Here is a 23,054-nt window from a genome sequence, read left to right as displayed (position 1 = left end):
GGCGTTCAGCCTCGTGCGGCGGCGATGGCCGGAAAAAGCGGCGCGGTCGCGGGATACTGTTTCGCGAAATTCGCGTACAACTGCGTCTGCATTTCGTGACGCGCGGTCTCGCGGTCCGCGGGCGACATCGGGAAGAAAGTCATGCCGCGCTGCTTCAGTTCCTGCTCGGCGCGCGCCGCCGTCTGCACGGCTACCGTGCGTTGCTTCGCCGTCGCATCCTGCGCGGCCTTCTGGAAGGCCGGCCGAAGATTCGCGGGAATCTTGTCGAGCGAGCGGCGGCCCATCACGACGACGAGCGGGCTGAACACGTGCTGCGTCTGCCAGCACGACTTCACCACTTCGTCGTATTTGCTCGCGAGCACGGTCGCGCAATCGTGCTCGAAGCCGTCGACGACACCGGTTTGCGCCGCCATGTACAACTCGCCGATGGGAATGGGCGTCGGCACCGCGCCCATCAGCTTGAACGTGTCCATGAAAGCGGGCGTGGGCAGCACGCGCAGTTTCACGCCCTTGATTTCCGCGAGCGAGTGCGCGGGCTTCTTCGTGAACACATTGCGGCCGCCGAACGAATAGCCCCACGTGATGACCGAGCAACCCGCGCGCTTTTGCAGCAGGCTGTCGAAGCTCTGGCCGACGCTGCCGTCCATCGCGCGGCCGACGTGATCGAAGTTATCGAAGACATAACCCAGGTCGAGCATGCCGAGTTCGGGCAGAACCGTTGCCCAGATGGACGAGCCCGTCACCATCATGTCGACCGCGCCGACCTTCACTTGCTGAACGACGTCGCTTTCCTTGCCGAGTTGATTGTTCGGAAAATAATCGATGCGAATCTGCTCGCCCACGCTCGCCTTCAGGTTTTCAGCCAGGTACTGATACCAGACGTAGTGCGCGGCGTTTTGATTCGCGGGCATCGACGACGAAAGCCGCAGCGCGACCGGCGCCTGCGCGCGTGCGAGCGACGGCAACGCACCGCCCGCCACCGCGAGCGAGGCTGCCGAGGCGGTTTGAAGGAAGCGTCGCCGGGATGTCGATTGCATGTCTTGTCTCCTGAGAGCCGCGGATCGCAGTGCGCCGGTTGCGGCTGTATCGATTTAGTGTATCGATACAGTAAACGGCGGGCGGATCTTCACCCATAGGGGTTATCCCGCTGATTCTGCCGCGCTCCGGATGGTTCTCTACGCGTCGACTCGCACAGCGCTAGCCCGCTCGCTGCGTCCGGCAAGCACCCACACCGCCGACGCCACGAGCAACGCACTCACGCCCGCCACACCTAACGCAGCCGCGAAGCCGCTCGCGAAACTCGCACGTGCGATCGCGACGACAGCCGCGTTGCCGCCCGCGCCCGCATGTGCCAGATCGCCCGCAAGCACGCGCGAGAGGAAGGTTTCATCGAACGCGTGCATGAGGGCAGGGAAACCGCTTGCATGCAGATCGAGCGCGCTTTTCGTGCGCGCCGCGAGCACCGCGCCGAGCACGCCCACCGACGTGACGATGGCCGTAAAGCGCGTCGTCGTGCTGATACCCGACGCCATGCCCGTGCGATGCGCCGGCACACACGCCATGATCGCCTTCTGCGTGTCGCCGTTGAGGATGCCCGCGCCGAGTCCGGTGACGATCATCGAGACCGCGATGAGCCCGTAATACGACATCGACGCGAACCACGCCGTCAGCAGATTGCCCACGCCGATGGTCGCAAGCCCGAACGTGAGCAGCGCCATTGCAGGCACGCGCTTGCCGAGCGCCGCGCCGAGATGCGGCCCGGCGATCATCGCGAGCGCGAACGGCAACATGCCGACGCCCGCGCGCACCGCGGTCAAGCCGAACGCGTTCTGCAGATAAAGCGGCAGGAACGTCATCATGACTTGCGCGCAGGCCGCGTAGCCGAACATGGCGAGCACGGCGGCGACGAAGCGCGATTCGCGAAACAGCGAGAGATCGATCATCGGATGCGCGCGCGAGCGTTGCACGCGCACGAACAAGACCAAGAGCGCCGCGCACGCGGCAAGGCGCGCTTCGGTACGCCAGCTCGTCCAGCCATCGGCCTGACCGCCGATCAGCGCCCAGATGCCGAGCGAAAGCGACGCGGCAAAGATCGCGCTGCCGAGCAGGTCGAGCGATCCCGCATGCGGATTACGCGACTCGCGCATGCCGCGCCACGCGCACCACGCGAGCAGCGCGCAGATCGGCAGGTTCATGAGGAAGATCCAACGCCAGCCGAACCATTGCGTGATCGCGCCGCCGACGAGTGGCGCGACGGTCGTCGAAATACCCATGCAGGTGCCCCAGATCGCCCATGCACGAGCGCGCGCCGCGCCTTCGTGGAAGGTGTTGGCGATGATCGCGAGCGCGGACGTGAGCAGCATTGCCGCGCCGACGCCCTTCGCCGCGCGCGCCAGATTCAGCGCGAACGCGGAAGGCGCGAGGCCGCAGCCGAGCGAGGCCAGCGCGAACGCCGCGAGCCCGGCGATCAGCATCTTCTTTCTGCCGATGCGGTCGGCGAGCGCGCCCGCCGGCAGCAGACACGCGGCGAACGCGACCATGTAGGCGCTCACGACCCATTCGACATCGGCGAAACCGGCGTGGAAATCGCGCGCGATGGATGGCAGCGCCACGGCGACGACGTTGGTATCGAGCGTGATCAGCGCGCAAGTCGCCGATGCGGTGAGAAGCACGAAGCGCGCGGCGGACCGGTTCGGCGAGACATCGGCGGTGTTGGACATGGCGGGCGAATGTTGACGATGAAGCTATCGATGCTAGTGAGATCGCTCTTGTCTGTCATTGACATAGAATCTCCAAATAATTGATGCATTCGACAATACGAAGCGAGGCTCTCATGCCAGTGGAATTGCGCCATGTGCGCTGCTTTTTGAGCGTCGCGCGGCATCTGCATTTCACGCGTGCCGCCGATGAACTCGGCATTGCGCCGCCCGCGCTCACGCGACGAATTCAGGAAGCGGAGCGGCTCCTTGGCGTGCGGCTTTTTCAGCGCACGAAGCGCTCGGTGGCGCTGACCGCGGCGGGCGAGGCGTATCTCGTCGAGGCATCGAGCGCGCTCGATCATCTCGCGCGCGGGGCCGAGCGCGCGGCGCTGGCGGAGCGCGGCGAGCTGGGCAGGATCGTGATCGGCTACGTCGGTTCGGCGGTTTATTCGGGCGTGCTGCAGACACACGTGCGCGGCTTTCGTGTGCGCTATCCGCAGGTTGCCATCGGTATCCGCGAGATCGTCATGCGCGAGGCGGGCGCGCTGCTCATCGACGGTCATATCGATATCGCTTACGTGCGGCCGCCCGTGCCGTATCCGGATGGCGTCGAGGTGCGCACGGTGCGTCGCGATGCGTTCATCGTCGCGCTGCCGGCCGATTCTCCGCTGACGCAATCGGAAACCATCACGCCCGCGCAACTGCGTGGTCAGTCGTTCGTGCTGCCGGAGCAGGAGTCCGGCACGCTCGAGGTTGGAAGACGCGGGCGCTTCGAGCCGCAAATCGCCGGACAGCCGGGCACGCTGTCGGATGTGCTCGCGCATGTGTCGCTCGGCGGCGATGTGGCGGTCGTGCCACGATCGCTCGCGCAATGCGTGACGGTGCCGGGCGTTGAGTATCGCGAGATCGCGGGAAAGCCGGTGCCTTCAGAAGTCGCGGTGGTGTATCGGCGGTTCGAGAAAGGGGCGGCGGTAAAGGGGTTTTTGGAAATGGCTTCGAAGGCGTGAAGCGCATTTCCGGTTGCATTGTTGGCTTTGCTTGGATGATCGATACATATCAATGGGATTGGCCGATCGGGTTACTTTTCTGATCAGGCGTCAAGATCGAAAACTGGCTCGACGGTCCCGCTTGAGACGCGCGTCCTGACGCAAGAGCCTTGCGGCCTCACGCTTTCCTAACTCTTCGCGCCCAGACTTTCCCTCACACGCTGCATGACAGGAGGGGAAAATGAAGATCGAACCGACACCCATCGCAGGCGCATCGCTCGTCGACATCGACATCGACATCGACATCGGGCGCGACGCACCCGTGATCGATACCGCGCCCACCTTGCCCGACACGCAAGCGACGGCCATGTCTTACGAAGCGCTGCTGCCCTATCTGCTGTTGCCGATCGCAGGCGCTTACTAAGCGAACAAGCCATGTTCGAACGAGACGGCGTCACTTACGCGTTTCACCACGTCTGCATTCCGATCGCATTGCCATGAAGCCGTCGTAAAGACGCTGAACGAGGAAGACTCGGCGCGCCGCACGGTCGTGCATCGCGCTTGACCTGTGCTTTTTCAGCGCCTATACAGGACGTTCACCGCGCGCATCGCACGATGCCGCCTCGATCGAGACCGGAGTCCAGAGTGACGATAACCACAAGATTCAAGCCGCCAGTCCCGCTGACTTTCACATTGCCGCTCGCCCTGAGTCTCGCGCTCGCGGCCTGCGCAACCGACTCTTCCGCTCCGCCACCGCCCGGCACCGTCACGACGACGCTGCCATCGGGCGGCGTCTACAAAGGGACAATCGACAACGGTCAGGCCGATGCCACGCTGCTCGTGCTCTTCGATGGCTCGGCGTATCTCTTCTACGGCACTCCGAACGACACGCGCGGCACGAACCTGTCGGGCGTCGCCATCGCCACGGGCGGCACGCAGACGAGCGACGGCAAGTTCGCGAGCACCTCGGCGTTCGACTATCGCGTGGGCCGGGCGCCCGCCACCGCCGCCAACTTCAGCGCAAACTTCGCGCAAGCGCCGGCCGTAAGCGGCACGGTCGCAAGCAAGAACGGCGGCGCGGGCCTCGCCTTCAACGTGAATGCCGCGCCGATGCTCGACACCGGACCGAGCCTCGCCAACGCGGGCGGCCTTTACAGCGGCCGCGGAATGTCGCTCGGAGGCGCGACGACCACGCGCATCACCGTCGCCGCCGATGGCTACGCCGCCGGCACGACGAGCGCCGGTTGCATCTTCAAGGGAACGGTGGCGCCGCGTCCCGGCGCGAACGCCTACGACGTCTCGGTGACGTTCGGCCCCGCGCCCTGCCCGCTGCCCGACGCGACCGTCAAGGGCGCCGCCGTGCTCGACGGCCCGCGCCTGCTGGTCGCGCTGCCGAGCCCCGACCGTGCCAACGTCTTTCTCTTCGATGGCAGGAAATAGCTGCCGACGCTTTTTATCAGCGCGTGAAAAAAACCGGCTCGCTGCTTGCAGCGGGCGATTCGTATTCTAAGATTGTTGCTACCGTAGGCAGCGGCGTCGTGATACGCGTGCTTGGTCGAGGTCCGCGTGACGCCGTCTCCTTCGGCGAGAGTCATCAGTCGTGTTGTTCAGTGAGGTTCAATAAGCCGTAACAACAAGGAGACAACCAGATGAACGCAACGCTCAAGCTTTTGCCGTTGGCGGTCGGCGCCATGCTCGCCTGCCTGCCGTATGCGAACGCCGCGCAAGACAATCTCAATTCGCTGTCCAACTTCAAGCAGACCGGCACGAGTCAGGCCGAAAAGGTGCCGCAAGGCGGCCAGACCGCCGACGCGCTGCGCGAAAATCTCAAGCAAATCAAACTGCCGCCAGGCTTCAAGATCGACCTGTATGCAATCGTGCCGGAAGCGCGGCACATGGCTATCGAGCCTTCGACGGGCGTGGTGTTCGTCGGCACGCGCAAGAATCGCGTATGGCAGGTGACGGATCGAACCAAGAGGCGCGTCGCGGATGACGTCGTTCAATTCGCCTCGTCGGTCACGTTCAAGGTGCCGAACGGCGTCTGCTTCTCGCCGGATGGCGTGCTTTACGTGGTCGAGCAGAATCGCGTGCTCGGTTTCCCGGCGGCACAGTTCTTCGGCGACGGCGGGCCGGACGTGGCCGCGGCGGTCGTCGTGCCGCAAGGCAAGCTGATCCCGGCGACGTTCGAGAGCTTCAATCACGGCGCGCGCGCGTGCCGTATCGGGCCTGACAAGAAGCTATACATCGCGCTTGGCCAGCCGTGGAACGTGCCGCCGAAAGACAAACTCGCCGATATCGACAAGAACGGGCTCGCGGGCATCATCCGTCTGGATCAAGACGGCAAGAACCGCGAAACCTACGCGCACGGCGTGCGTAATTCGGTCGGCCTCGACTTCAATCCGAAGGACAAGACGCTCTGGTTCACCGACAACCAGGTCGACGGCATGGGCGACGACATTCCTCCGGGCGAACTGAACCGCGCGACCAAGGCGGGCGAGAACTTCGGCTTCCCGTGGTACGGCGGCGGCAAGGTGCGGACCGTTGACTACAAGGATCAGAATCCGCCGGCGAACCTGGTGTATCCGCAAGTCGAATTCGCGGCGCACGCGGCCGACCTCGGCATGTCGTTCTATAACGCGAAGACGTTCCCGGACAAGTACCAGGGCGGCATCTTCGTCGCGGAACACGGTTCGTGGAATCGCACGAAGCCCATCGGCGCACGCATCATGTACGTGCCCGTCAAGGACGACGGCACGGCGGGCGAACCGGAAGTCTTCGCGGATGGCTGGCTCACTTCGAGCGGCGAGTACATGGGACGCCCGGTCGATGTCCAGGTATTGCAGGACGGCTCGCTGCTGGTATCCGACGACTATGCCGGCGCCATCTATCGTATTTCGTATTCGGGGTCGAAGTGATGCGGCCGGCGCAGACAGCCGTGGTGGCAAGCCTGATGCTGGCGGTATCCAGCGTCGCGCTCGCAGCGGGCGATATCAAGGCGGGGCGTGCGAAGGCGGCACAGTGTCAGGCGTGCCACGGGCTCGACGGCATGTCGAAGCTGCCGGAAGCGCCCAACCTCGCGGGGCAGACGGAGGAGTATCTCGTGAAGGCGCTGACCGACTTTCACACGGGCGCGCGCCAGAACGAAATGATGTCGATGGTCGCGAAACCCTTGTCCGAGGCGGATATCGCCAATCTCGCGGCGTACTACCACAGTCTCGGCAAGCAATGACCGAAGCAGACTTGCTTGACGATGCCCTTCCCCAGCGCAAATTTTTTGGTTTGGCGCTTGACTTGGGTGGGTAAGGGTTTATACTAAGCCTTGTCTCCTCCATGTCTCAACCGATATGGATTCAAGCCCGCTCAATGCAGCGGGCTTTTTTTTCGCCGGCTTGCGACGCTTACGCACGTCTCACCGCCGAAGCGCACCCCCGCGCGCCTCGTTCCCCGCATTGACTGTTGGTCTCCCCTGCGCTTTTCCGCGCGGTGAATTTACGTTCGTATCGAACCTCGAACCTGTTGGCCCCGCTCGCCTGGACGCCTTCGCGTCTCATCGTATGTGGTCTCCCCAGCGCTCCCCGTGCGCCGGTTGGGGTTTTCGTTTCCAGGGCGCCCCCGGCCCTGGTTGTCCACAGATCTTCTGCACAAGCCTGTGGATATCGTTATGGAAATCAGTGCAACGTGTTGATTCCAAACCGCTAACCGTGAGCGCCTTTGCATCGTGCGGCGCGCCTCGATTAGTGTCAGTCTGCGTCTGTCACGCACGACGCCAGCATCGTCGTCACGCGATTCAATTCGCTGCTGAAGAAAGTGTGCGGCGCGGTCGCTACGCTGAGTTCGTCGGCGGCCGAGCGCGGCATCGCGAATACAATCGTGCCCGTTGCCACGAGCGCGACGATCATCGATAAGAGCCAGGAGAAGACGTACATCGCCAGTTACCTCGTCTGTCTGATTTGCGCTCGCAAACGTGAGCGCCTGATGAGCAGATTAAGGTTCGATGGCGTTCTGCACAGCCCCGCGGATGGGGGGACGTGAAGGAGGGACGACGTGCGCCCGCCTTCACGCGTCGAGCCGGAAGGCTGTTAGCGCGAGCCGAACGGCCGCATATCCGGCGATGGATCGGGCGACACGCCCTGCGCGACAGCCGCGTCGTCTTGCGCGCGCATGGCTCGCTGGAAACCATCGCGTTCGCGCAATCGGGACCAATAGCGCGCGATCGGCTCCGCGAAGCGTTCGTGCAAACCGATATGCTCCGCGAGCATCAACGCATAACCAATCGAGATATCCGCGGCCGTGAACCGCCCCGCGCACAAAAAAGCCTCGCGCTCCAGCAGCGGCACGAGCGTGCGCAGACGCGCATGAAACCACTTGGCGTAATCCTCGGCGACTTGCGGCTGACGGCGCTCGGGCGGCTCCAGACGCGTGTAACGCAAGACGAGCGTCTGTGGAAACGTGAGCGTCGCCTCGCCGAAGTGCAGGAAGTTGAGATAGCGGCCGAAGTCCGCTTCGTGCGCAGCGACATCCAGCGCGCCGGGCGAATAACGCGCCGCAAGATACTGACAAATCGCAGCCGATTCGGTCATGAAAAGCGCGTCGTCATTGAAGGCCGGAATCGTACCGAGCGGGTTCACTTGCATGAACTCGCGCGCCACCACACGCGGCGGAAACGGCAGCATCTTCAGTTGGTACGGCACGCCGATTTCCTCGAGCGCCCAAAGCGGCCGGAACGACCGCGCGCTCACGCAATGATGCAGCGTGATCATCGCGTCACCCGAGCCATGACGGCTTGCGCTTTTCGAGGAAGCTCTGCACGCCCTCGCGCCCTTCGTCCGATGCCCGAATGCGCGCGACGCGTTCGGCCGTATCGGAGATCAACGAATCGTCGATGACCTTGCCCGCGAGTTCCGACACCAGCCGCTTGCACTCGCCCACGGCGTTCGGGCTGTTGGACGCGATGTTGTTCGCCATTGCATCGACGGTTCGGTCGAGCTCGCCGCTCGTCGTCAGTTGATGCACGAAGCCGATACGCAGCGCTTCCGTCGCATCGAAACGCTCGGCCGTCACGAAGTAGCGATGCGCGGCGCGCGCGCCCATCGCGCGAATGACGTAAGGCGCGATGGTCGCGGGCATGAGCCCGAGCTTCGCCTCCGATAGGCAAAAGTTCGCGCTGTCCACGCTCACCGCGATATCGCACGCGGCGACGAGGCCCATGCCGCCCGCGTAGGCATCGCCCTGCACGCTGGCGATCACCGGCTTCGCGCTCGTGTAGATGGTGTTGAGCATGGTCGCAAGCCCGAGCGCGTCCGCGCGGTTTTCCGCCTCCGAATAACCGGCCATGCGCTTCATATAGTTGAGGTCGGCGCCCGCGCAAAAGGCCGGGCCGTTCGCCGCGAGCACGATGACGCGCACGCTCGTGTCGTCGTTGAGCGCGCGAAAGGCGGCAGTCAGTTCGACGATGGTCGCGTCGTCGAAGGCGTTGCGTACATCGGCGCGATCCAGCGTCACGCGGGCGACGTGTCCCGTCACCGAGAGCTTGATGCGTTGCAGATTCATGGCGTCGGACATGTCCTTGTCTCCTTATGCTTGCCACCGAAAGTTGAGCCGTGCTCAGTTCCAGGCGGATGATTTGCAAAGTTTCGGCGAACATCGCGGCGGCGGTCAATCGATTTTCATGAGTCTCACTCACACGAAATCATCCGAGGAGACCCATACTCGTCATGTGATGCAGCGAGCATGCCCGAACGCAATATAGTCGTATATATTACGGTGCTCGCCGGATTCCATGACCGCGCGAAGATCCAAGACCAGCAGCGCGCAATCCGGTGCAGCCAATAAAACAGAACCCAAGGAGCTTTACGTGAAGACTCGTTTGTTGCGCACTTTGCTTTCGTTGGCGGTGGGCTTCGCCGCTTCGTCGGCGTTTGCAGGCGAAGTGCAGATTGCCGTGGCGGCCAATTTCACGGCGCCCGTGCAGGCCATTGCAGCGGACTTCGAAAAGGATACCGGCAACAAGGTCGTCGCTTCGTTCGGCGCGACGGGTCAGTTCTATGCGCAGATCAAGAACGGCGCGCCCTTCGAAGTATTCCTCGCCGCCGACGACACCACGCCCGCCAAGCTCGAAAGCGAAGGCATGACGGTGCCGGGAAGCCGCTTCACTTACGCGACCGGGGCGCTCGCGTTGTGGTCGGCGAAGGAAGGTTACGTCGACGACAAAGGCGAAGTGCTGAAGAAGAACCAGTTCACGCATCTGGCGATCGCCAATCCAAAAGCCGCGCCGTACGGACTTGCCGCCACGCAGACGCTCGACAAGCTCGGGCTCACGCAGGCGGTGGCATCGAAGATCGTCGAAGGGCAGAGCATCTCGCAAGCGCAGCAGTTCATCGCGACGGGCAATGCCGAACTCGGCTTCGTCGCACTCTCGCAAATCTACAAGAACGGCAAGATCACGAGCGGTTCGGCGTGGATCGTGCCGGAATCGCTGCACGAGCCGATCAAGCAAGACGCGGTCATTCTCAACAAGGGCAAGGACAATTCGGTCGCGAAGCAGTTCGAGGATTACCTCAAGGGACCGAAGGCCGCCGAGGTGATCCGCTCGTTCGGCTATCAGCTCTGATTGTTCGCGATGCCGCTCGATAGCGCCGATCTCCAGGCCATCACGCTGACGCTCGAACTGGCGTCGCTGGCGACGGCGCTTCTGCTCGTCATCGGCACGCCTGTCGCGTGGTGGCTATCGCGCACGCGCTCGCGGGCGAAGGGTGTCGTCGGCGCGGTGGTGGCGTTGCCGCTCGTGCTGCCGCCTACCGTCATCGGCTTTTATCTGCTCGTGCTGATGGGGCCGAACGGTTACATCGGCAAGCTCACGCAGGCGTCGGGCATCGGCCTCTTGCCCTTCACGTTCGCGGGGCTCGTAATCGGCTCGGTCATCTATTCGATGCCGTTCGTCGTGCAGCCACTGCAGAACGCGTTCGAAGCCATCGGCAGCCGTCCGCTCGAAGCCGCCGCGACCTTGCGCGCGGGACCGTGGGACACGTTTTTCACTGTCGTGTTGCCGCTTGCGCGGCCGGGCATCATCACCGCGACGATCCTCGGTTTTGCGCACACGGTCGGCGAATTCGGCGTCGTGCTGATGATAGGCGGCAATATTCCCGGGCGCACGCGCGTGGTTTCCGTGCAGATCTTCGATCACGTCGAAGCGCTCGAATACGCGCAGGCGCACTGGCTCGCGGGCGGCATGGTGCTGTTCTCGTTCATCGTGCTGTTGCTGCTCTATTCGAGCCGTCGATCGGCGGCGGTGCATGCCTGAAATCTCATCGACCGGTCAAGCCATCGAGGCGCGCTTTCTCGTCGAACAAGGCCGCTTCACGCTCGATGTCGATCTGCGCTTGCCGGGACGCGGCGTGACCGCGCTCTTCGGCCATTCGGGTTCCGGCAAGACCACGCTGCTGCGCTGTCTCGCGGGACTCGCACGGCCGCGCGCGGGAAGGCTCGTCGTCAATGGCGAAGTGTGGCTCGATACCGACCGCAACGTTTTTCTGCCGACGCACAAGCGTCCGCTCGGCTACGTTTTTCAGGAAGCCAGTCTTTTCGCGCATTTGAGCGTGCGCAAGAATCTTCGCTATGGACTCGATCGCGTGGCGGCACGCGAGCGACGCGTCGACCTGGAACAGGCGGCGGAACTGCTTGGCATCGGGCATCTGCTGGAGCGCGATCCGGGCGGATTGTCGGGCGGCGAACGCCAGCGCGTGGGCATTGCGCGGGCGCTGTTGACGAGTCCGCGTCTCTTGCTTCTCGACGAACCGCTCGCCGCGCTCGATCAGAAACGCAAGCTCGAAATCCTGCCGTATCTCGAACGTCTGCACGACGAACTCGATATCCCCGTGCTGTACGTGACCCACGCGCCCGAGGAAGTCGCGCGCCTCGCGGATCACCTCGTTCTGCTCGAAGCCGGCCGCGCGCTGGCGAGCGGCGCAATTGCCGATACGCTCGCGCGGCTCGATCTGCCGCTCGCGCTCGCCGACGATGCATCGGTGGTGCTGGAAGGCATCGTCGCCGATCACGATGCGCGTTATGGTTTGCTGTCGCTCGCGCTGCCGGGCGGCCGCGCCTCGCTCACCGTCGTGCATGCGCCAGTCGAACGAGGCCGCGCGATGCGTGTCGCCGTGAAAGCGCGCGACGTAAGCCTGATCGCCGGCAATGAACTGCACACGTCGAGCAGCGTTCTCAATCTGCTGCCCGCAGTCGTGTCCGACATCGCCGACGATGCGGACCCCGCGCAAGTCGTCGTGCGCCTCGACGTGGACGGCTCGCCGCTCCTCGCGCGCATCACGCGTTATTCGCTGGACCGGCTAGGGATTATCGCGGGCGTGCGGGTCTGGGCGCAGGTAAAGGCCGTCTCGCTGCTCGCCTGATCGCGGCGCTCTTTCAGCGCGGCGTATAGCAGCAGCATGATGGTCTTGCCGTCCGCGATTTCTCCGCTGTCGATCATGGCCAGCGCTTTCTCCAACGGCACCTCGATCACTTCGATTTCCTCGCCTTCGTCCTCCACGCCGCCGCCGTCACTGACGCGCATGGAGCCGTCGTATTCGCCGAGATAAAAGTAGAGTTTCTCCGTCACCGATCCGGGGCTCATGAACGCCTCGAAGATCTTTTCGACGTGCTGCACGCGATACCCGGTTTCCTCCTCGACTTCGGCGCGGATGCGTTCTTCCGGCGTCGAGTTGTCGAGCAGGCCACCAGGCGCTTCGATCAACATGCCGTCGTGGCCGTTGACGAAAGCCGGCATGCGAAATTGGCGCGTCAGGAGCACGTGGCCGTTATGCCGGTTACGCAGCAAGATGGTCGCGCCGTTGCCGCGATCGTAGGTCTCACGGCTCTGGCGCTGCCACGTGCCGTCGCGGCGCAGAAAGTCGAAAGTCACCTTTCTCAGCACGTACCAGTCGTCGGATAAAACAGCGGTATCGAGCACGCGTATTCGTTCCTTGGTCTCAGTCATTGCAGTCTTCCATGGCGTGGTGGTGCCTTCCATGGTAACGTGCAGTTTCGTGCAATTACAAGCAAAATCGTGCAACGATCATGCTCACGAGTCAACGCAAGAAAACAATCCTCGACGCCCTCGCGCGCGACGGTCAGGTGCTCGCCAGCGAGTTGAGCGCGAGCTTCGGCGTGTCGGAAGACACGGTGCGCCGCGATCTACGCGAGTTGGCTGCGGAAGGTCTGCTGCAACGCGTGCACGGCGGCGCCCTGCCCGCTTCTCCGGCCGTGGCGCCGTTTGCGCGTCGGCAGGAAATGGAATCGGAGGCGAAGCGCCGTATCGCGCGGCGCGCCGTGGAGATGATCGAACCGGGGCAAATCGTGATAGTCGATGGCGGCACGACTTCGGCCTTGCTCGTACAGCAACTTCCCGCGAGCCTCGCGGTTACGATCGTCACGCATAGTCCGAGCGTGGCCGTCGCGCTCGCCGAACACGCGACGGTGGAAGTCGTGCTGATCGGCGGCAAGCTTTTCAAGCATTCCATCGTCACGGTCGGCGCGGCGGCCGTCGAAGCGATGTCGCATATCCACGCCGATCTGTATTTCATGGGCGTCACGGGCGTTCATCCCACTGCCGGGCTGACCACCGGCGATTTCGAGGAAGCGCATATCAAGCGCGCGCTCGCGGCGCGCGCGGCGGAGACCGTCGTGCTCGCGTCTGCCGCCAAGCTCAACGCGGCATCGCCATACCGTATCGGCGATATCGAGCTTGCACAGACGGTCATCGTCGAAAGTGCGACGGATGCACGTCTCACCGATCCCATCGAACAAGCAGGCGTAACCATCCTTCGCGCCTGATCGATGCCGCAACTTGTTACGGGGTAACGCGCCGAAAGATTCATCGGGAGAGCCGTAATTGAATTTCCTCCGCAACTGGAATAGCGTAGAAAAATACGCCAAACGCGGTCCGGGCAGGAATTGTCCATGCTGTACGGGTAACGGGTCAGGCGAAATTTTTTGGAGAAATGTCGTGAATCGCGTGAAGGCTCTCATCGCGTTGTCGGCGCTTGCCGCGGCGGGTTTCGCCGCCACGGCGCACGCGGGCGGTCACGTCGGCGTGTTTATCGGCGGACCGCTGTACTACCCGTATCCGGTCGCGCCCGTGCCGTACTACTATGCGCCGCCGCAGGTCATCGTTCCGGCGCCCGCCGCGCCGACCACTTATGTCGAGCAAGGCCAGCCCGACCAATCACAGGCTCAGGCTCAGTCGGGCGGCACCTGGTATTACTGCGAGGGATCGCGCACGTACTACCCGTATGTCAAGCAGTGTCCCGGTGGATGGCGCGAAGTTCCGGCGCAACCCCCGCCGCCATCGAATTGAACCGAAGCTGGCTTTTATGAATACTCGCAGGCTCGTTATTTTTCTCGCGCTCTCAGGCTTGGGTCTGTCCGCGTGCACGGTCATGCCGACCGGACCCAGCGTGATGGCGCTGCCCGGCACCGGCAAGACCTTCGACCAGTTCCGCGCGGACGACGCGTCGTGCCGTCAGTTCGCGTTTCAGCAAACGGGCGGCGTCACCGCAGATCAGGCCGCGACGAACAGCGCGGTGGGGAGCGCCGTGGTTGGGACCGCCATCGGCGCGGCAGCGGGCGCGGCGTTCGGCGGTGGCACGGGCGCGGCTATCGGCGCAGGCGCGGGATTGTTGACCGGCAGCGCGGTCGGCATGGGTGCGGCGCAAACGTCGGGCTACGGCGTGCAGCGCCGCTACGACTACGCGTATCTGCAGTGCATGTACGCAGCGGGCGATCGTGTTCCGGTCGCAGGTCCGTTGCGCACGGCGCCACCGAACGGCGCGGCGTATTACGCGCCGCCACCGCCACCTCCGCCGGGCATGCCACCGCCTCCTCCGCCTTCGAGCTGACATCGACACGCGCCGCTTGAGCCTTCCTCAGCGGCGCTTTTTTCACGAAGGCATCGCAGCTCAGAGACGCGGTTTCCATTGATCATCGTCGGGGCGCGCCAGTGCCGGCGCCACGATTCCCGGCGCCACGAGCAGTCCGGTCACCCAGCCGATATAAAACCGCAGATCGCTGAAGAACTCGGCTGTGTCGTAAAGGCGAAACGACTGCACGTGCGCGAGCCATAGCACGCATTGCACCGCGCCCGAGAGCACGAGCCACGCAAGCGCGATCACCGCGAGTGCCCGTGCGCAGCGGCGAAACGTGTCCGCATCCCACTGTTCGCGCACGATGATGCATCCCGAGATCAGCACGAGAATCGCCGGAATCACGCTCGTGACCAGCACGTGCGTCTGCCATTCGAAGAGCACGCCGGTCAGGTAGCTGAAGATCACGGCGAGCCCGGCTGCGGTCCACATCATCCAGACTGCCCCGCGCGCCGACATCCACGCAATCGTGATGACGAACGGGATCGCCGCCCATTGCAGCGCCTGTCCCACCGCCTTCGCGAGGTTCTCGCTGGCCTGTTCGTTCGAATGGCTCGCCGCTACATACACGGTGATCGCTTCGTGCACGCACACCGCGACGACCGCGAAGCTCAACGCTTCGCACGCGGCGAAGGCGGGCGATTTCTCCGCGCGATGCACGTGTCCCTGCAACCCGCGCAAGCGCTCCAGCAGCGGCTCGACGAAGAACGCGAGAATCGCGCCGATGAGCAACGCGGCGGCGGCATCCCTGAAGGAGAAATGTCCGAAGAGCGAGAACAGCCCTTGCCAGAGAAACTCGGGCGCGGCGGCGCACACCGCCACCCACAGCGCAAAAAAGAAACCGTTCGAAGCGAGTCTGAACGGCATGATGACCTCGATGGTCGATGAGCGCTGCGTTAGAGAGGAGCTTGCGGCAAATCGGCGGCCACGACGCGCGCCGCGATGGCATTTCGCACGCGCTCGCGCAGCCCGGGCGGCATGCCGAAACCTTCGTAGGCGAGCGCTTGCGCCACGGTCACGACCTTCATCTCTTCATAGCGCCGCCCGCTGCCGATGAGCGCCTCGAACGCATTGGCGCGCTCGTTGATCTCGATGGGATCGGCATCGACGAGCAGAACGGCGTGAGCCAGCACGGCATGGCGCGGTTGCTCGTCGAGGGACGACGACACGCGCCGCCAGTATTGCGCCGTGCCGGCTATCTTGCGCGCATCGTGGCCGGGACCCCAGGCGAGATTGAAGCGGCCATCGCAGAACGAGCCTTCGACCGTTTGCCAGTGCGTGAGCACGCCGAGGGTGTTGAGCGCATCCGCGATGATGCCGCACAGATGCAGATAGACCGGCTCGGCAAGCGCGCCCATCGGCGCGTGCACTGGATACGCGAGACTCAGATTGAGAATGCCGGGACCTTGTGGAACCAGCCCGCCGCCCGACAAACGCAGCCAGACGGGACAGCCGCGTCGCGCGAATTCATCGCGAGCATCGGCCAAAGGCGCATAACGCTGATAACTGCGCGGCACGATCAGCGAGCGCGGCGCTTCCCACAGATGCGCCACCGCATCGCCCGCTTTCGCGCGGTCGAGCAGCGCTTCCTCGGCTTGCAGCGGATCGCCGGGCAGCGTTTCGAAATCGAGCAATTCGAAGGGCATGGAGTGGATGTCAGGACGCGCGGTGACAGCGACATCGCACATAGTAGCGAAGAAGCGGGCGCGCGGCTGAGAACGCGCCGCCGCGACGGCGCGTTGCCTCGACCCTGCGCGCGATCAGACGCCCTTGCCCACATGCTCCTTCAACAACGCGTTGACCTCGTTGGCCTTCTCCATCTGGCTCATGTGCCCGGCATCGTCGAATACGCGCACGGTCGCATGCTTCGGCGCGTTTTCGGCATGCGCGGCCGGGATGATCTGGTCTTTCGCGCCCCAGATCACGAGCACCGGCTTGCCGCTTTCCGCAAGCTTTCTTCCGGGCTGACCGCTCTGGCTGCCACCGCCGAAGAGCGCGCCACCGAGCGCAGTCAGTGCTTCGCTCACGCCATCCAGACGCTTGTACTTGAGCAAGTCGTCGAGCATTTGGCGGCTGACGAGCTCCGGATTGGCGAACAGCAGCTCGACCACTGGCTTCAGTTCGCGACGCGATTGCGCGCTCACGAAACCCTCGGTGTACGCGTTGTTCACTTCATCGCCGAAACCGGAGGGCGACACGAGCGCGACCGATTGCACGCGCGCGGGCGCATCGACGGCGAGTTGCGCGGCGATGCCGCCGCCCATGGAGTGCCCGACGAGATGCGCCTTTTCGATATCCACCGCGTCCATGAAGTGCGCGACGAAGCGCGCGAGATCGGCGAGCGTCGTGCCCGGCACCTTGGGCGTCGATTGCCCGTGGCCCGGCAAATCGAGCGCGAACACGCGATTGTGTTCGGCGAGCGCGTCGAGATTGAAGAGCCAGTTGTCGAGATCGCCGCCGAAGCCGTGGATGAACAGCACCGCGGACTTGCCCGCATCGTCGCCGCCGCGCGCGGCATAGCGCACGCGAATGCCGTCGACATCGACGAAGTGATACGCCGACGCCGCTTCGTCGCCCTCGCCTTCCTCGTCCGGCGGCGTTTCGTAGGACGACACGTAGGCGTCGATATCGGCGTCGCTGACCTCGGCCGGCGCGAGCACGCCGAGGAGCGCTTTCACCGGCAGCGTGTCGCCCGCCGACGCAACCCTGCGGCGCAACGTACCCGCGTCGGGCGCTTCCACCGCGTTGGCGATCTTGTCGGTTTCGACATCGAGAATCGGCATGCCGACGGCGATCTGCGCGCCCTCTTCCACGAGCCACTCGTTTACCGTGCCTTCTTTCATCGACAAGCCCCATTTGGGCATGACGATCGGTGTGATTGCGGGCATCAGTGCTTTCCTCCTTTCATCGTTTTACGCGCGGCGTCGGCGATTTGTGCAGCGCTCGGAATGTACAGATCTTCGAGCGTTGGCGAGAACGGCACGGGGGTGTGCGGCGGCGCGACCATTTCGATGGCTGCTTTCAGCGCGCCGAACGCTCGCTGCGCGACTTGCGCCGAGATATCCGTGGCGATGTTGCAGCGCGGACTCGCTTCATCGACGACGACGAGTCTTCCCGTGTTCTCGACCGTTTCGAGCACGGTGTCCATATCGAGCGGCGACAGCGAGCGCAGATCGACGATCTCGGCTTCGATGCCTTCCTTCGCGAGCGTCGCGGCCGCCTCCAGCGCGCGGTGCACCATCAACCCGTAAGTGACGATGGACACATCCTTGCCGTCGCGCACGATGTTGGCCTCGCCGAACGGAATGGCATATGAGTTCTCGGGCACTTCGCCTTCGAAACCGTAAAGGTTCTTGTGCTCGCAGAAGATGACCGGGTCGTTGTCGCGAATCGCCTGAATCAAGAGACCCTTGGTGTCGTAAGGCGTGGACGGACAGACGACCTTGAGACCGGGAATATGCGTGAAAAGCGGCGTCAGCATCTGACTATGCTGCGCGGCCGCGCGAAAGCCCGCGCCGACCATCGCGCGAATCACGACGGGCGTTTCGGCCTTGCCGCCGAACATGTAGCGGAACTTGGCGGCCTGATTGAAGATCTGGTCGAAACACACGCCCATGAAGTCGATGAACATCAATTCCGCGATCGGCCGCATGCCGCACGCCGCCGCGCCGATTGCCGCGCCCACGTAAGCCGATTCGGAGAGCGGCGTGTCGAGCAGCCTGTCGCCGTGCTTGGCGTACAGTCCTTTCGTGACGCCCAGCACGCCGCCCCACGCGTCTTTCTCGCCGTCCGCGCCGGCGCCGCCGACGATATCCTCGCCAAGCAGAATCACGCTCGGATCGCGGGTCATTTCCTGGTCGATGGCTTCGTTGATCGCCATCTTCATGCTCAGTTTTCGGGCCATGATGATTTGTCTCGCTAAGTGTTTTGAATGGGCGATCAATACTTCACGTACACGTCGGTGAGCAGGTCGGCCGCGGCCGGCAGTGGCGCGTCCTTCGCTTCCTGCACGGCGCGGTCGATCAGCGCGGCGACTTCGCGGTCGATGGCATCGAGTTCGCCGGGAGAGATCACGTCGGCTTGCGTCACGGCCTGCGCGAACTTCTTCAGGCAATCCTTGTTCGAGCGGATATCGTCGAGTTCGCCGGGCGCGCGGTACGTCTGCGCATCGCCTTCGAAGTGGCCGTAGAAGCGGATCATCTTGCATTCGAGCAGCGCCGGGCCGCCGCCTTCACGCGCTCGGCGGATCACTTCGCCCGCTGCTTCGTGCACCGCGAAGAAGTCGGTGCCATCCACCGTCACGCCGGGAATGCCGAAGCCCGCCGCGCGATCCACGTAGCTATCCACCGCCGTGCCATAATCGCGCGCGGTCGATTCCGCGTAGCCGTTGTTCTCGATCACGAAGGTCACCGGCAGATTCCACACCGCCGCGAGATTCAGGCTTTCGAGAAAGGTGCCCTGGTTCGACGCGCCATCGCCCGCGAAGGTGATGCCCACCTCGCCCTTGCCGCGAAACTTCGCCGCGAGCGCCGCGCCGCAGATCAATGGCGCGCCCGCACCGAGAATGCCGTTCGCGCCCATCATCCCTTTGGACAGGTCGGCGATATGCATGGAGCCGCCCTTGCCGTTGCACGAGCCGCCCTTTCTGCCGTAGATCTCTTTCATCATGGCGACGGGATCGACGCCTTTCGCGATGCAGTGCCCATGTCCGCGATGCGTGCTCGCAATGCGGTCGCCGTCGTTCAGGTGATGCATGATGCCGACGCCCGCCGCCTCTTCGCCCGCATAGAGATGGACGAAACCGGGGATGTCGCCGCGACCGAAATCGACGTGCAGACGCTCTTCGAAATCGCGGATCGTGCGCATCTTGCGGTAGACACTCAGCAGTTCTTCCTTCGATAACGGCAAGCCTCCCGCATGCTGCGGGGTTTGCGACGATGTCATGTCTGTCTCCTTCGATCGGGTTAAACGACGGTGCTGGCAGTGTTGCCGGATAAGCGCATGAGTCCGGCGCGCGCGGCATAGCGCATGCACGCGGCGACATCGATGCTGCGAAACGCGTTCTCACGCAAGGTGATGGTCACTTCGTCGCCGGGGCCGAAAGCAAGCTCGCGCTCGCCGTCCAGCGCGACGATGCCCGCGCGCTGCTTGACGCGTTGCGGCACGCCGTCGGCAAGGCGCTGCCAGCTTGCGATCGGCACGCGCTCCATCAAGCCCGGCGCAATGGGCGCGCAAAGTTCGAATTCGCCCTTGCCGGATGCGGCCAGTTCGACGGCGAGGCCGCCCGGCTCGTGACGGCCGATTGGTTCGAGCAAGCCCGCGATGGCCGACATGCCGATGGCCTGCGGATCGGCATAAGACACGTAGACGGCCGCGAGCGTGTCGATCTTCCAGAGCGCGCGTGCGCCGACGAATTTTTCGTGCGAGATGACGGCATCGACGAGCGCGATGTCATGGCGCACGGCGCCGTTCTGATCGCGTATGTCGATGTCGAGGCGCTTGTTCGACATGAGCGCCTGCGCAGCCGGAATGCGGCCGGTGGCGTAAAGACCCGTGGCGAGCCCGGAGATGGTCGGCTCGCGCATTTCCGGGTAGGCGTTGTTCGTGCCCGTCGATAAACCCGCGAGCGGCACCGCGCCGCACTCGCGCACCACCGCGCGATGCGTGCCGTCGCCGCCCAGCACGATGAGCGCCGCCGCGCCCGCGTCCTGCATCATGCGCGCCGCGCGAAAGGTGTCGTCGACCCGCGCGGTCACGGGCATATCGAGGAATTCGACACTCGCGAGATCCGCGTCGTGCCCGTGCTTGCGCGCGAGATGACGCGCGAGCATGACCTTGAGCCCTTCGCGATCCGGCATCATCAGGACGCGCTCGACGCCGCACGCCGCAAGCGACGACAAGAGCCGCAGCACGATATTCACGCGATCCGCGAGTTGCAGGCTGTTCGCGTTGGCGATCACGCGCCGGATGTCGCGCGCCGAAACCGGATTGGCGATGATGCCGACGAGCGGCTCGACGCTGTCACGCATGCTGGTGTCTCCGTTGACCCTGGCCGAAAGAAAGACGCTTCGTCGGGCGTTGGAATGGTTGTGAGGCGAGTAAAGGCAAGCGCTATGCCAATTGGAATAGCGAGGGATTACCCGGAAATAACGGGTGTTTTACGAAAGGAAGTGCACGTTGCACGCGTGCCGCCGTTACAGGTGTCACAGCGGCAGGTGTCTCATGGAGTACAGGCGTATCGCGAAATGCGGATGCTCAACGTTCGCCCGCGTCACGTTGATTCGGCGAACGAATGCCATAGCGCGCCATGCGCCGATACAGCGTCATGCGGCTCACGCCGATCTGCCGCGCCACGGCGCTCAGGTTCCAGCTCGCCGCGCGCAGATACTGCATCAGGAACATGCCCTCGGGCGGCAGGCGATGTGTATCGAACGCTTCGTCGGCCACATGTGCATGCGGCGGTTGCGGCGCGGCGTCGTGCGCGGTCCATTCGACGAATCCATCCGGCAGATCGTCGACCTCGATCACGCCATCCGCGCACACCGCGCGCGCGTAGCGCAGCACGTTGTTGAGCTCGCGCAAATTTCCCGGCCACTCATGCCGATGCAAACAAACCCGCGCCGCCGGCGACAACGCGACGGGACCATGCGCGGTATCGGCATCGAGGAACTTGCGGATCAGCCAGTCGAGATCGGATCGTTCGCGCAGCGGCGGCAACGCGAAGCGCGCGCCGTTCAGACGGTAGTACAGGTCTTCGCGAAAGCGGCCGTCCTGCATCAGCGCGTCGAGCGAATGATGCGTCGCGGAAATTACGCGCACGTCCACGGAAACCGGACGCGACGCGCCTATCGCCAGAACTTCGCCTTCGGCCAGCACGCGCAAGAGACGAGATTGCAACTCGCGCGGCATGTCGCCGATTTCATCGAGGAAAAGCGTGCCGCCATCGGCTTCCTGAATCAGGCCGCGCTTTGCTTTTGGACCCGCGCCGGAAAAACTGTTCGGCAGATGCCCGAATAATTCGCTTTCGATGAGCGTCTCCGGTATCGCCGCGCAGTTCACCGCGACGAATGGACCCGCGCGCCGCGCACTCGCGCGATGCAGCGCCTTCGCGAAGAATTCCTTGCCGCTGCCGGTTTCGCCGTTCACGAGCAGATTGATCGGCGAATCGACGAGTTTGGCGGCGCGTTCGAGTTGCCGCGCAAGCGCGGGATCGCCGCCGCCGAGGGCGGCCAGCGGCGCGGGAATGCCGGGCGCGCCTGCGAATTTTTCTTGCGTCGATGGCGCGAAACATGGCGCGGGCGGCATCACGCTCAGATATAGCAGCGCGCCGCTGCGCGCAAGCGGCAGCGCGCGCAGTTCGCTCGGCCGCGAATAGACGAAACGGCTCAAATCTTCCAGACGCGCTTCGAAGAGCGCATCGAAACGCATGGCGAGAAGCGACGCCGCCGTTTCTCCCGGCGCGATAGGCTTCCCGATCTCGGCCGCCAGCATTTCGTGCGCGCGCCGGTTATGTCCGACGATGCGCCCGCCCTCATCGAGCGCGATCAGATATTCAGGATCGACATCGACGAATTCGGGCGATGTGTTGAGCTTGAGAATCCAGTCCTGCCGATGCGTGCGCAGAAAAATCGCGTTCTCGATATGCCGCACGTAGATGCGCACGAGTTGCAGCGCGAGGTTCTGGCTGTCGCGCGCTTGCGGTGAAGTCAGCGCGGAGATGTCGAGGATCGCGGTGAGCGCGCCGCGCGAATCGAAGAGCGGCGCGGCCGTGCAAGTCAGCGGAATATGCGTGGCGTCGAAGTGATCGATCTGATGCACGGTCAGCGCCTGCCCCGTCGCGAGCGCAGTGCCGACCGCACACGTGCCCGCGCCGTCCTCGCTCCATTCCGCGCCGAGATAGAGCCCGGCACGACGCAAGGCCGTATCGGTGTTCGCGTCGCCAATGTAATCGACCGTCACGCCGAGCGCGTCCGTCAGCAGCACGACGTAACCCATCCCCGCGACCTGCTCGTAAAGTGTTTCCAGTCCATGTCGAGCGATGCGTGCGAAATCGTCGATCCGTTGCTGATGCTCGCGCAAGCGCGTCTGCGTCAGGATGCGCGCTTCCTGCATGCGCGACGGATCGAGCCCGTATTGATGAACGCAACGACGCCATGAAGTCTGAATGATGCTTTCCTGCGTGCGCGCAGGCGCCAGAACCTGCGCGCGCGTCGTCGCCGCGACGACTGCCTCGATGTGCTCGCGTTGCCGCATGTCCATGCGTGCTCTCCTGGGTGTCTCGTGCCCGGACGCTCGTTGGCTGGCGTCTTTTGTCGCTCGCGCACGGTCGTGCGACCGCGGGTAAACCGCTCCGCGCGCGGCGTCGTTCAGGCCATATGATGCTCGAATAGGCAGGACGCGTCATGCGGCGCACTGGTTGCGCCGCAGCAATCAACGTGGAAAAACAGGAGACGAGC

Annotated in this window: 24 protein-coding genes; 11 read left to right on the top strand and 13 right to left on the bottom strand. The window is 64.0% G+C overall.

Going from position 1 to position 23,054, the window contains the following annotated elements:
* Window positions 1–5 precede the first annotated feature (5 nt).
* Together NCT04_RS27955 and NCT04_RS27950 are read right to left on the bottom strand one after the other, a co-directional pair.
* Window positions 6–1,037 carry a TRAP transporter substrate-binding protein gene (locus NCT04_RS27955; RefSeq protein ID WP_250469012.1) on the bottom strand — a complete coding sequence of 344 codons (1,032 nt, stop codon included), beginning with the start codon at window positions 1,035–1,037 and terminating at the stop codon, window positions 6–8.
* Window positions 1,038–1,175: 138 nt separating this feature from the next.
* Entirely contained in the window at window positions 1,176–2,720 is a 1,545-nt protein-coding gene (locus NCT04_RS27950) for an MFS transporter (protein ID WP_250469010.1), read from the bottom strand.
* Between the two features lie 113 nt (window positions 2,721–2,833).
* On the opposite strand from NCT04_RS27950, the gene NCT04_RS27945 reads away from it, so the two are divergent.
* From NCT04_RS27945 to NCT04_RS27925, 5 genes are all read left to right on the top strand, one after another.
* Window positions 2,834–3,706, top strand: coding sequence for a LysR substrate-binding domain-containing protein (locus tag NCT04_RS27945; protein ID WP_250469008.1), 873 nt, complete (start codon window positions 2,834–2,836; stop codon window positions 3,704–3,706).
* 220 nt (window positions 3,707–3,926) lie between these two features.
* Complete coding sequence (locus tag NCT04_RS27940; RefSeq protein WP_250469006.1) at window positions 3,927–4,109, top strand: hypothetical protein; 183 nt, start codon at window positions 3,927–3,929, stop codon at window positions 4,107–4,109.
* Between the two features lie 221 nt (window positions 4,110–4,330).
* Window positions 4,331–5,125 (top strand): hypothetical protein, encoded by a 795-nt coding sequence (locus NCT04_RS27935; RefSeq protein WP_250469004.1) that lies wholly within the window; start codon window positions 4,331–4,333, stop codon window positions 5,123–5,125.
* A gap of 209 nt (window positions 5,126–5,334) precedes the next feature.
* Window positions 5,335–6,600, top strand: coding sequence for a PQQ-dependent sugar dehydrogenase (locus NCT04_RS27930; RefSeq protein WP_244829851.1), 1,266 nt, complete (start codon window positions 5,335–5,337; stop codon window positions 6,598–6,600).
* A 20-nt stretch (window positions 6,601–6,620) separates the two neighbouring features.
* A complete protein-coding gene (locus NCT04_RS27925; protein WP_350030047.1) occupies window positions 6,621–6,914 on the top strand; it encodes a c-type cytochrome in 294 nt (97 codons plus the stop codon).
* A gap of 511 nt (window positions 6,915–7,425) precedes the next feature.
* Here NCT04_RS27925 and NCT04_RS27920 read toward each other — a convergent pair.
* The 3 genes from NCT04_RS27920 to NCT04_RS27910 form a co-directional block, all read right to left on the bottom strand.
* Window positions 7,426–7,611 (bottom strand): hypothetical protein, encoded by a 186-nt coding sequence (locus NCT04_RS27920; RefSeq protein WP_250468994.1) that lies wholly within the window; start codon window positions 7,609–7,611, stop codon window positions 7,426–7,428.
* 153 nt (window positions 7,612–7,764) lie between these two features.
* Window positions 7,765–8,445 (bottom strand): glutathione S-transferase family protein, encoded by a 681-nt coding sequence (locus tag NCT04_RS27915; protein ID WP_250468992.1) that lies wholly within the window; start codon window positions 8,443–8,445, stop codon window positions 7,765–7,767.
* Between the two features lie 4 nt (window positions 8,446–8,449).
* A complete protein-coding gene (locus tag NCT04_RS27910; protein WP_404989403.1) occupies window positions 8,450–9,235 on the bottom strand; it encodes an enoyl-CoA hydratase/isomerase family protein in 786 nt (261 codons plus the stop codon).
* Between the two features lie 304 nt (window positions 9,236–9,539).
* Between NCT04_RS27910 and modA the strand changes: the two genes are divergently transcribed.
* From modA to modC, 3 genes are read left to right on the top strand one after another with little or no spacing between them, the layout of a single operon-like run.
* Window positions 9,540–10,295, top strand: a complete 756-nt coding sequence (gene modA, locus NCT04_RS27905; RefSeq protein ID WP_250468988.1) for a molybdate ABC transporter substrate-binding protein — start codon at window positions 9,540–9,542, stop codon at window positions 10,293–10,295.
* A gap of 9 nt (window positions 10,296–10,304) precedes the next feature.
* The gene (gene modB / locus NCT04_RS27900; RefSeq protein WP_250468986.1) at window positions 10,305–10,985 is read left to right on the top strand and encodes a molybdate ABC transporter permease subunit; all 681 of its coding nucleotides are present in this window, start codon (window positions 10,305–10,307) and stop codon (window positions 10,983–10,985) included.
* Window positions 10,978–12,090 (top strand): molybdenum ABC transporter ATP-binding protein, encoded by a 1,113-nt coding sequence (gene modC, locus NCT04_RS27895; RefSeq protein ID WP_250468978.1) that lies wholly within the window; start codon window positions 10,978–10,980, stop codon window positions 12,088–12,090. The genes modB and modC overlap by 8 nt, the downstream gene beginning before the upstream one ends.
* Here modC and NCT04_RS27890 read toward each other — a convergent pair.
* The gene (locus tag NCT04_RS27890) at window positions 12,012–12,674 is read right to left on the bottom strand and encodes an NUDIX domain-containing protein (RefSeq protein ID WP_250468969.1); all 663 of its coding nucleotides are present in this window, start codon (window positions 12,672–12,674) and stop codon (window positions 12,012–12,014) included. The two genes, modC and NCT04_RS27890, sit on opposite strands and share 79 nt — an antisense overlap.
* Window positions 12,675–12,754: 80 nt before the next feature.
* Between NCT04_RS27890 and NCT04_RS27885 the strand changes: the two genes are divergently transcribed.
* The 3 genes from NCT04_RS27885 to NCT04_RS27875 all read left to right on the top strand — a co-directional run bounded on the left by NCT04_RS27885 (window position 12,755) and on the right by NCT04_RS27875 (window position 14,574).
* Window positions 12,755–13,510 carry a DeoR/GlpR family DNA-binding transcription regulator gene (locus NCT04_RS27885; RefSeq protein ID WP_244829860.1) on the top strand — a complete coding sequence of 252 codons (756 nt, stop codon included), beginning with the start codon at window positions 12,755–12,757 and terminating at the stop codon, window positions 13,508–13,510.
* Between the two features lie 172 nt (window positions 13,511–13,682).
* Window positions 13,683–14,033: a hypothetical protein gene (locus NCT04_RS27880; protein WP_244829861.1), complete on the top strand. Its 351-nt coding sequence runs from the start codon at window positions 13,683–13,685 to the stop codon at window positions 14,031–14,033.
* A gap of 16 nt (window positions 14,034–14,049) precedes the next feature.
* The gene (locus NCT04_RS27875) at window positions 14,050–14,574 is read left to right on the top strand and encodes a YMGG-like glycine zipper-containing protein (protein WP_244829862.1); all 525 of its coding nucleotides are present in this window, start codon (window positions 14,050–14,052) and stop codon (window positions 14,572–14,574) included.
* Between the two features lie 60 nt (window positions 14,575–14,634).
* Here the strand turns inward: NCT04_RS27875 and NCT04_RS27870 are convergent, their stop codons facing one another.
* The 7 genes from NCT04_RS27870 to NCT04_RS27840 all read right to left on the bottom strand — a co-directional run bounded on the left by NCT04_RS27870 (window position 14,635) and on the right by NCT04_RS27840 (window position 22,857).
* Window positions 14,635–15,465: a hypothetical protein gene (locus NCT04_RS27870; protein WP_244829863.1), complete on the bottom strand. Its 831-nt coding sequence runs from the start codon at window positions 15,463–15,465 to the stop codon at window positions 14,635–14,637.
* A gap of 29 nt (window positions 15,466–15,494) precedes the next feature.
* Window positions 15,495–16,244, bottom strand: a complete 750-nt coding sequence (locus tag NCT04_RS27865) for a lipoate--protein ligase family protein (protein WP_250468967.1) — start codon at window positions 16,242–16,244, stop codon at window positions 15,495–15,497.
* A 114-nt stretch (window positions 16,245–16,358) separates the two neighbouring features.
* Window positions 16,359–17,486, bottom strand: a complete 1,128-nt coding sequence (locus NCT04_RS27860; protein WP_250468959.1) for an acetoin dehydrogenase dihydrolipoyllysine-residue acetyltransferase subunit — start codon at window positions 17,484–17,486, stop codon at window positions 16,359–16,361.
* Window positions 17,486–18,502 carry an alpha-ketoacid dehydrogenase subunit beta gene (locus NCT04_RS27855; protein ID WP_244829866.1) on the bottom strand — a complete coding sequence of 339 codons (1,017 nt, stop codon included), beginning with the start codon at window positions 18,500–18,502 and terminating at the stop codon, window positions 17,486–17,488. The genes NCT04_RS27860 and NCT04_RS27855 overlap by 1 nt, the downstream gene beginning before the upstream one ends.
* Before the next feature lie 35 nt (window positions 18,503–18,537).
* A complete protein-coding gene (locus NCT04_RS27850) occupies window positions 18,538–19,542 on the bottom strand; it encodes a thiamine pyrophosphate-dependent dehydrogenase E1 component subunit alpha (RefSeq protein ID WP_250468957.1) in 1,005 nt (334 codons plus the stop codon).
* A 20-nt stretch (window positions 19,543–19,562) separates the two neighbouring features.
* Complete coding sequence (locus NCT04_RS27845) at window positions 19,563–20,627, bottom strand: ATP-NAD kinase family protein (protein WP_250468948.1); 1,065 nt, start codon at window positions 20,625–20,627, stop codon at window positions 19,563–19,565.
* Between the two features lie 226 nt (window positions 20,628–20,853).
* On the bottom strand, window positions 20,854–22,857 hold the full coding sequence (locus NCT04_RS27840) for a sigma-54-dependent Fis family transcriptional regulator (protein WP_250468946.1): 2,004 nt from the start codon (window positions 22,855–22,857) through the stop codon (window positions 20,854–20,856).
* Between the last annotated feature and the right edge of the window lie 197 nt (window positions 22,858–23,054).

Origin of the sequence: Caballeronia sp. GAFFF2, from assembly GCF_023631485.1 — a bacterium.
Lineage (GTDB): Bacteria > Pseudomonadota > Gammaproteobacteria > Burkholderiales > Burkholderiaceae > Caballeronia.
Note: the sequence above shows the minus strand (reverse complement) of the source record. Positions and strands in the feature narration are given on the sequence as shown.

Coding starts and splice junctions, on each gene's coding strand:
- NCT04_RS27860 (WP_250468959.1), bottom strand. CDS start 17,486: ATGCCCGCAATCACACCGATCGTCATGCCCAAATGGGGCTTGTCGATG.
- NCT04_RS27850 (WP_250468957.1), bottom strand. CDS start 19,542: ATGACATCGTCGCAAACCCCGCAGCATGCGGGAGGCTTGCCGTTATCG.
- modC (WP_250468978.1), top strand. CDS start 10,978: ATGCCTGAAATCTCATCGACCGGTCAAGCCATCGAGGCGCGCTTTCTC.
- NCT04_RS27890 (WP_250468969.1), bottom strand. CDS start 12,674: ATGACTGAGACCAAGGAACGAATACGCGTGCTCGATACCGCTGTTTTA.
- NCT04_RS27855 (WP_244829866.1), bottom strand. CDS start 18,502: ATGGCCCGAAAACTGAGCATGAAGATGGCGATCAACGAAGCCATCGAC.
- NCT04_RS27885 (WP_244829860.1), top strand. CDS start 12,755: ATGCTCACGAGTCAACGCAAGAAAACAATCCTCGACGCCCTCGCGCGC.
- NCT04_RS27940 (WP_250469006.1), top strand. CDS start 3,927: ATGAAGATCGAACCGACACCCATCGCAGGCGCATCGCTCGTCGACATC.
- NCT04_RS27840 (WP_250468946.1), bottom strand. CDS start 22,857: ATGGACATGCGGCAACGCGAGCACATCGAGGCAGTCGTCGCGGCGACG.
- NCT04_RS27865 (WP_250468967.1), bottom strand. CDS start 16,244: ATGCCCTTCGAATTGCTCGATTTCGAAACGCTGCCCGGCGATCCGCTG.
- NCT04_RS27915 (WP_250468992.1), bottom strand. CDS start 8,445: ATGATCACGCTGCATCATTGCGTGAGCGCGCGGTCGTTCCGGCCGCTT.
- NCT04_RS27930 (WP_244829851.1), top strand. CDS start 5,335: ATGAACGCAACGCTCAAGCTTTTGCCGTTGGCGGTCGGCGCCATGCTC.
- NCT04_RS27920 (WP_250468994.1), bottom strand. CDS start 7,611: ATGTACGTCTTCTCCTGGCTCTTATCGATGATCGTCGCGCTCGTGGCA.
- NCT04_RS27950 (WP_250469010.1), bottom strand. CDS start 2,720: ATGTCCAACACCGCCGATGTCTCGCCGAACCGGTCCGCCGCGCGCTTC.
- NCT04_RS27845 (WP_250468948.1), bottom strand. CDS start 20,627: ATGCGTGACAGCGTCGAGCCGCTCGTCGGCATCATCGCCAATCCGGTT.
- NCT04_RS27870 (WP_244829863.1), bottom strand. CDS start 15,465: ATGCCGTTCAGACTCGCTTCGAACGGTTTCTTTTTTGCGCTGTGGGTG.
- NCT04_RS27875 (WP_244829862.1), top strand. CDS start 14,050: ATGAATACTCGCAGGCTCGTTATTTTTCTCGCGCTCTCAGGCTTGGGT.
- NCT04_RS27910 (WP_404989403.1), bottom strand. CDS start 9,235: ATGAATCTGCAACGCATCAAGCTCTCGGTGACGGGACACGTCGCCCGC.
- NCT04_RS27955 (WP_250469012.1), bottom strand. CDS start 1,037: ATGCAATCGACATCCCGGCGACGCTTCCTTCAAACCGCCTCGGCAGCC.
- NCT04_RS27945 (WP_250469008.1), top strand. CDS start 2,834: ATGCCAGTGGAATTGCGCCATGTGCGCTGCTTTTTGAGCGTCGCGCGG.
- modB (WP_250468986.1), top strand. CDS start 10,305: ATGCCGCTCGATAGCGCCGATCTCCAGGCCATCACGCTGACGCTCGAA.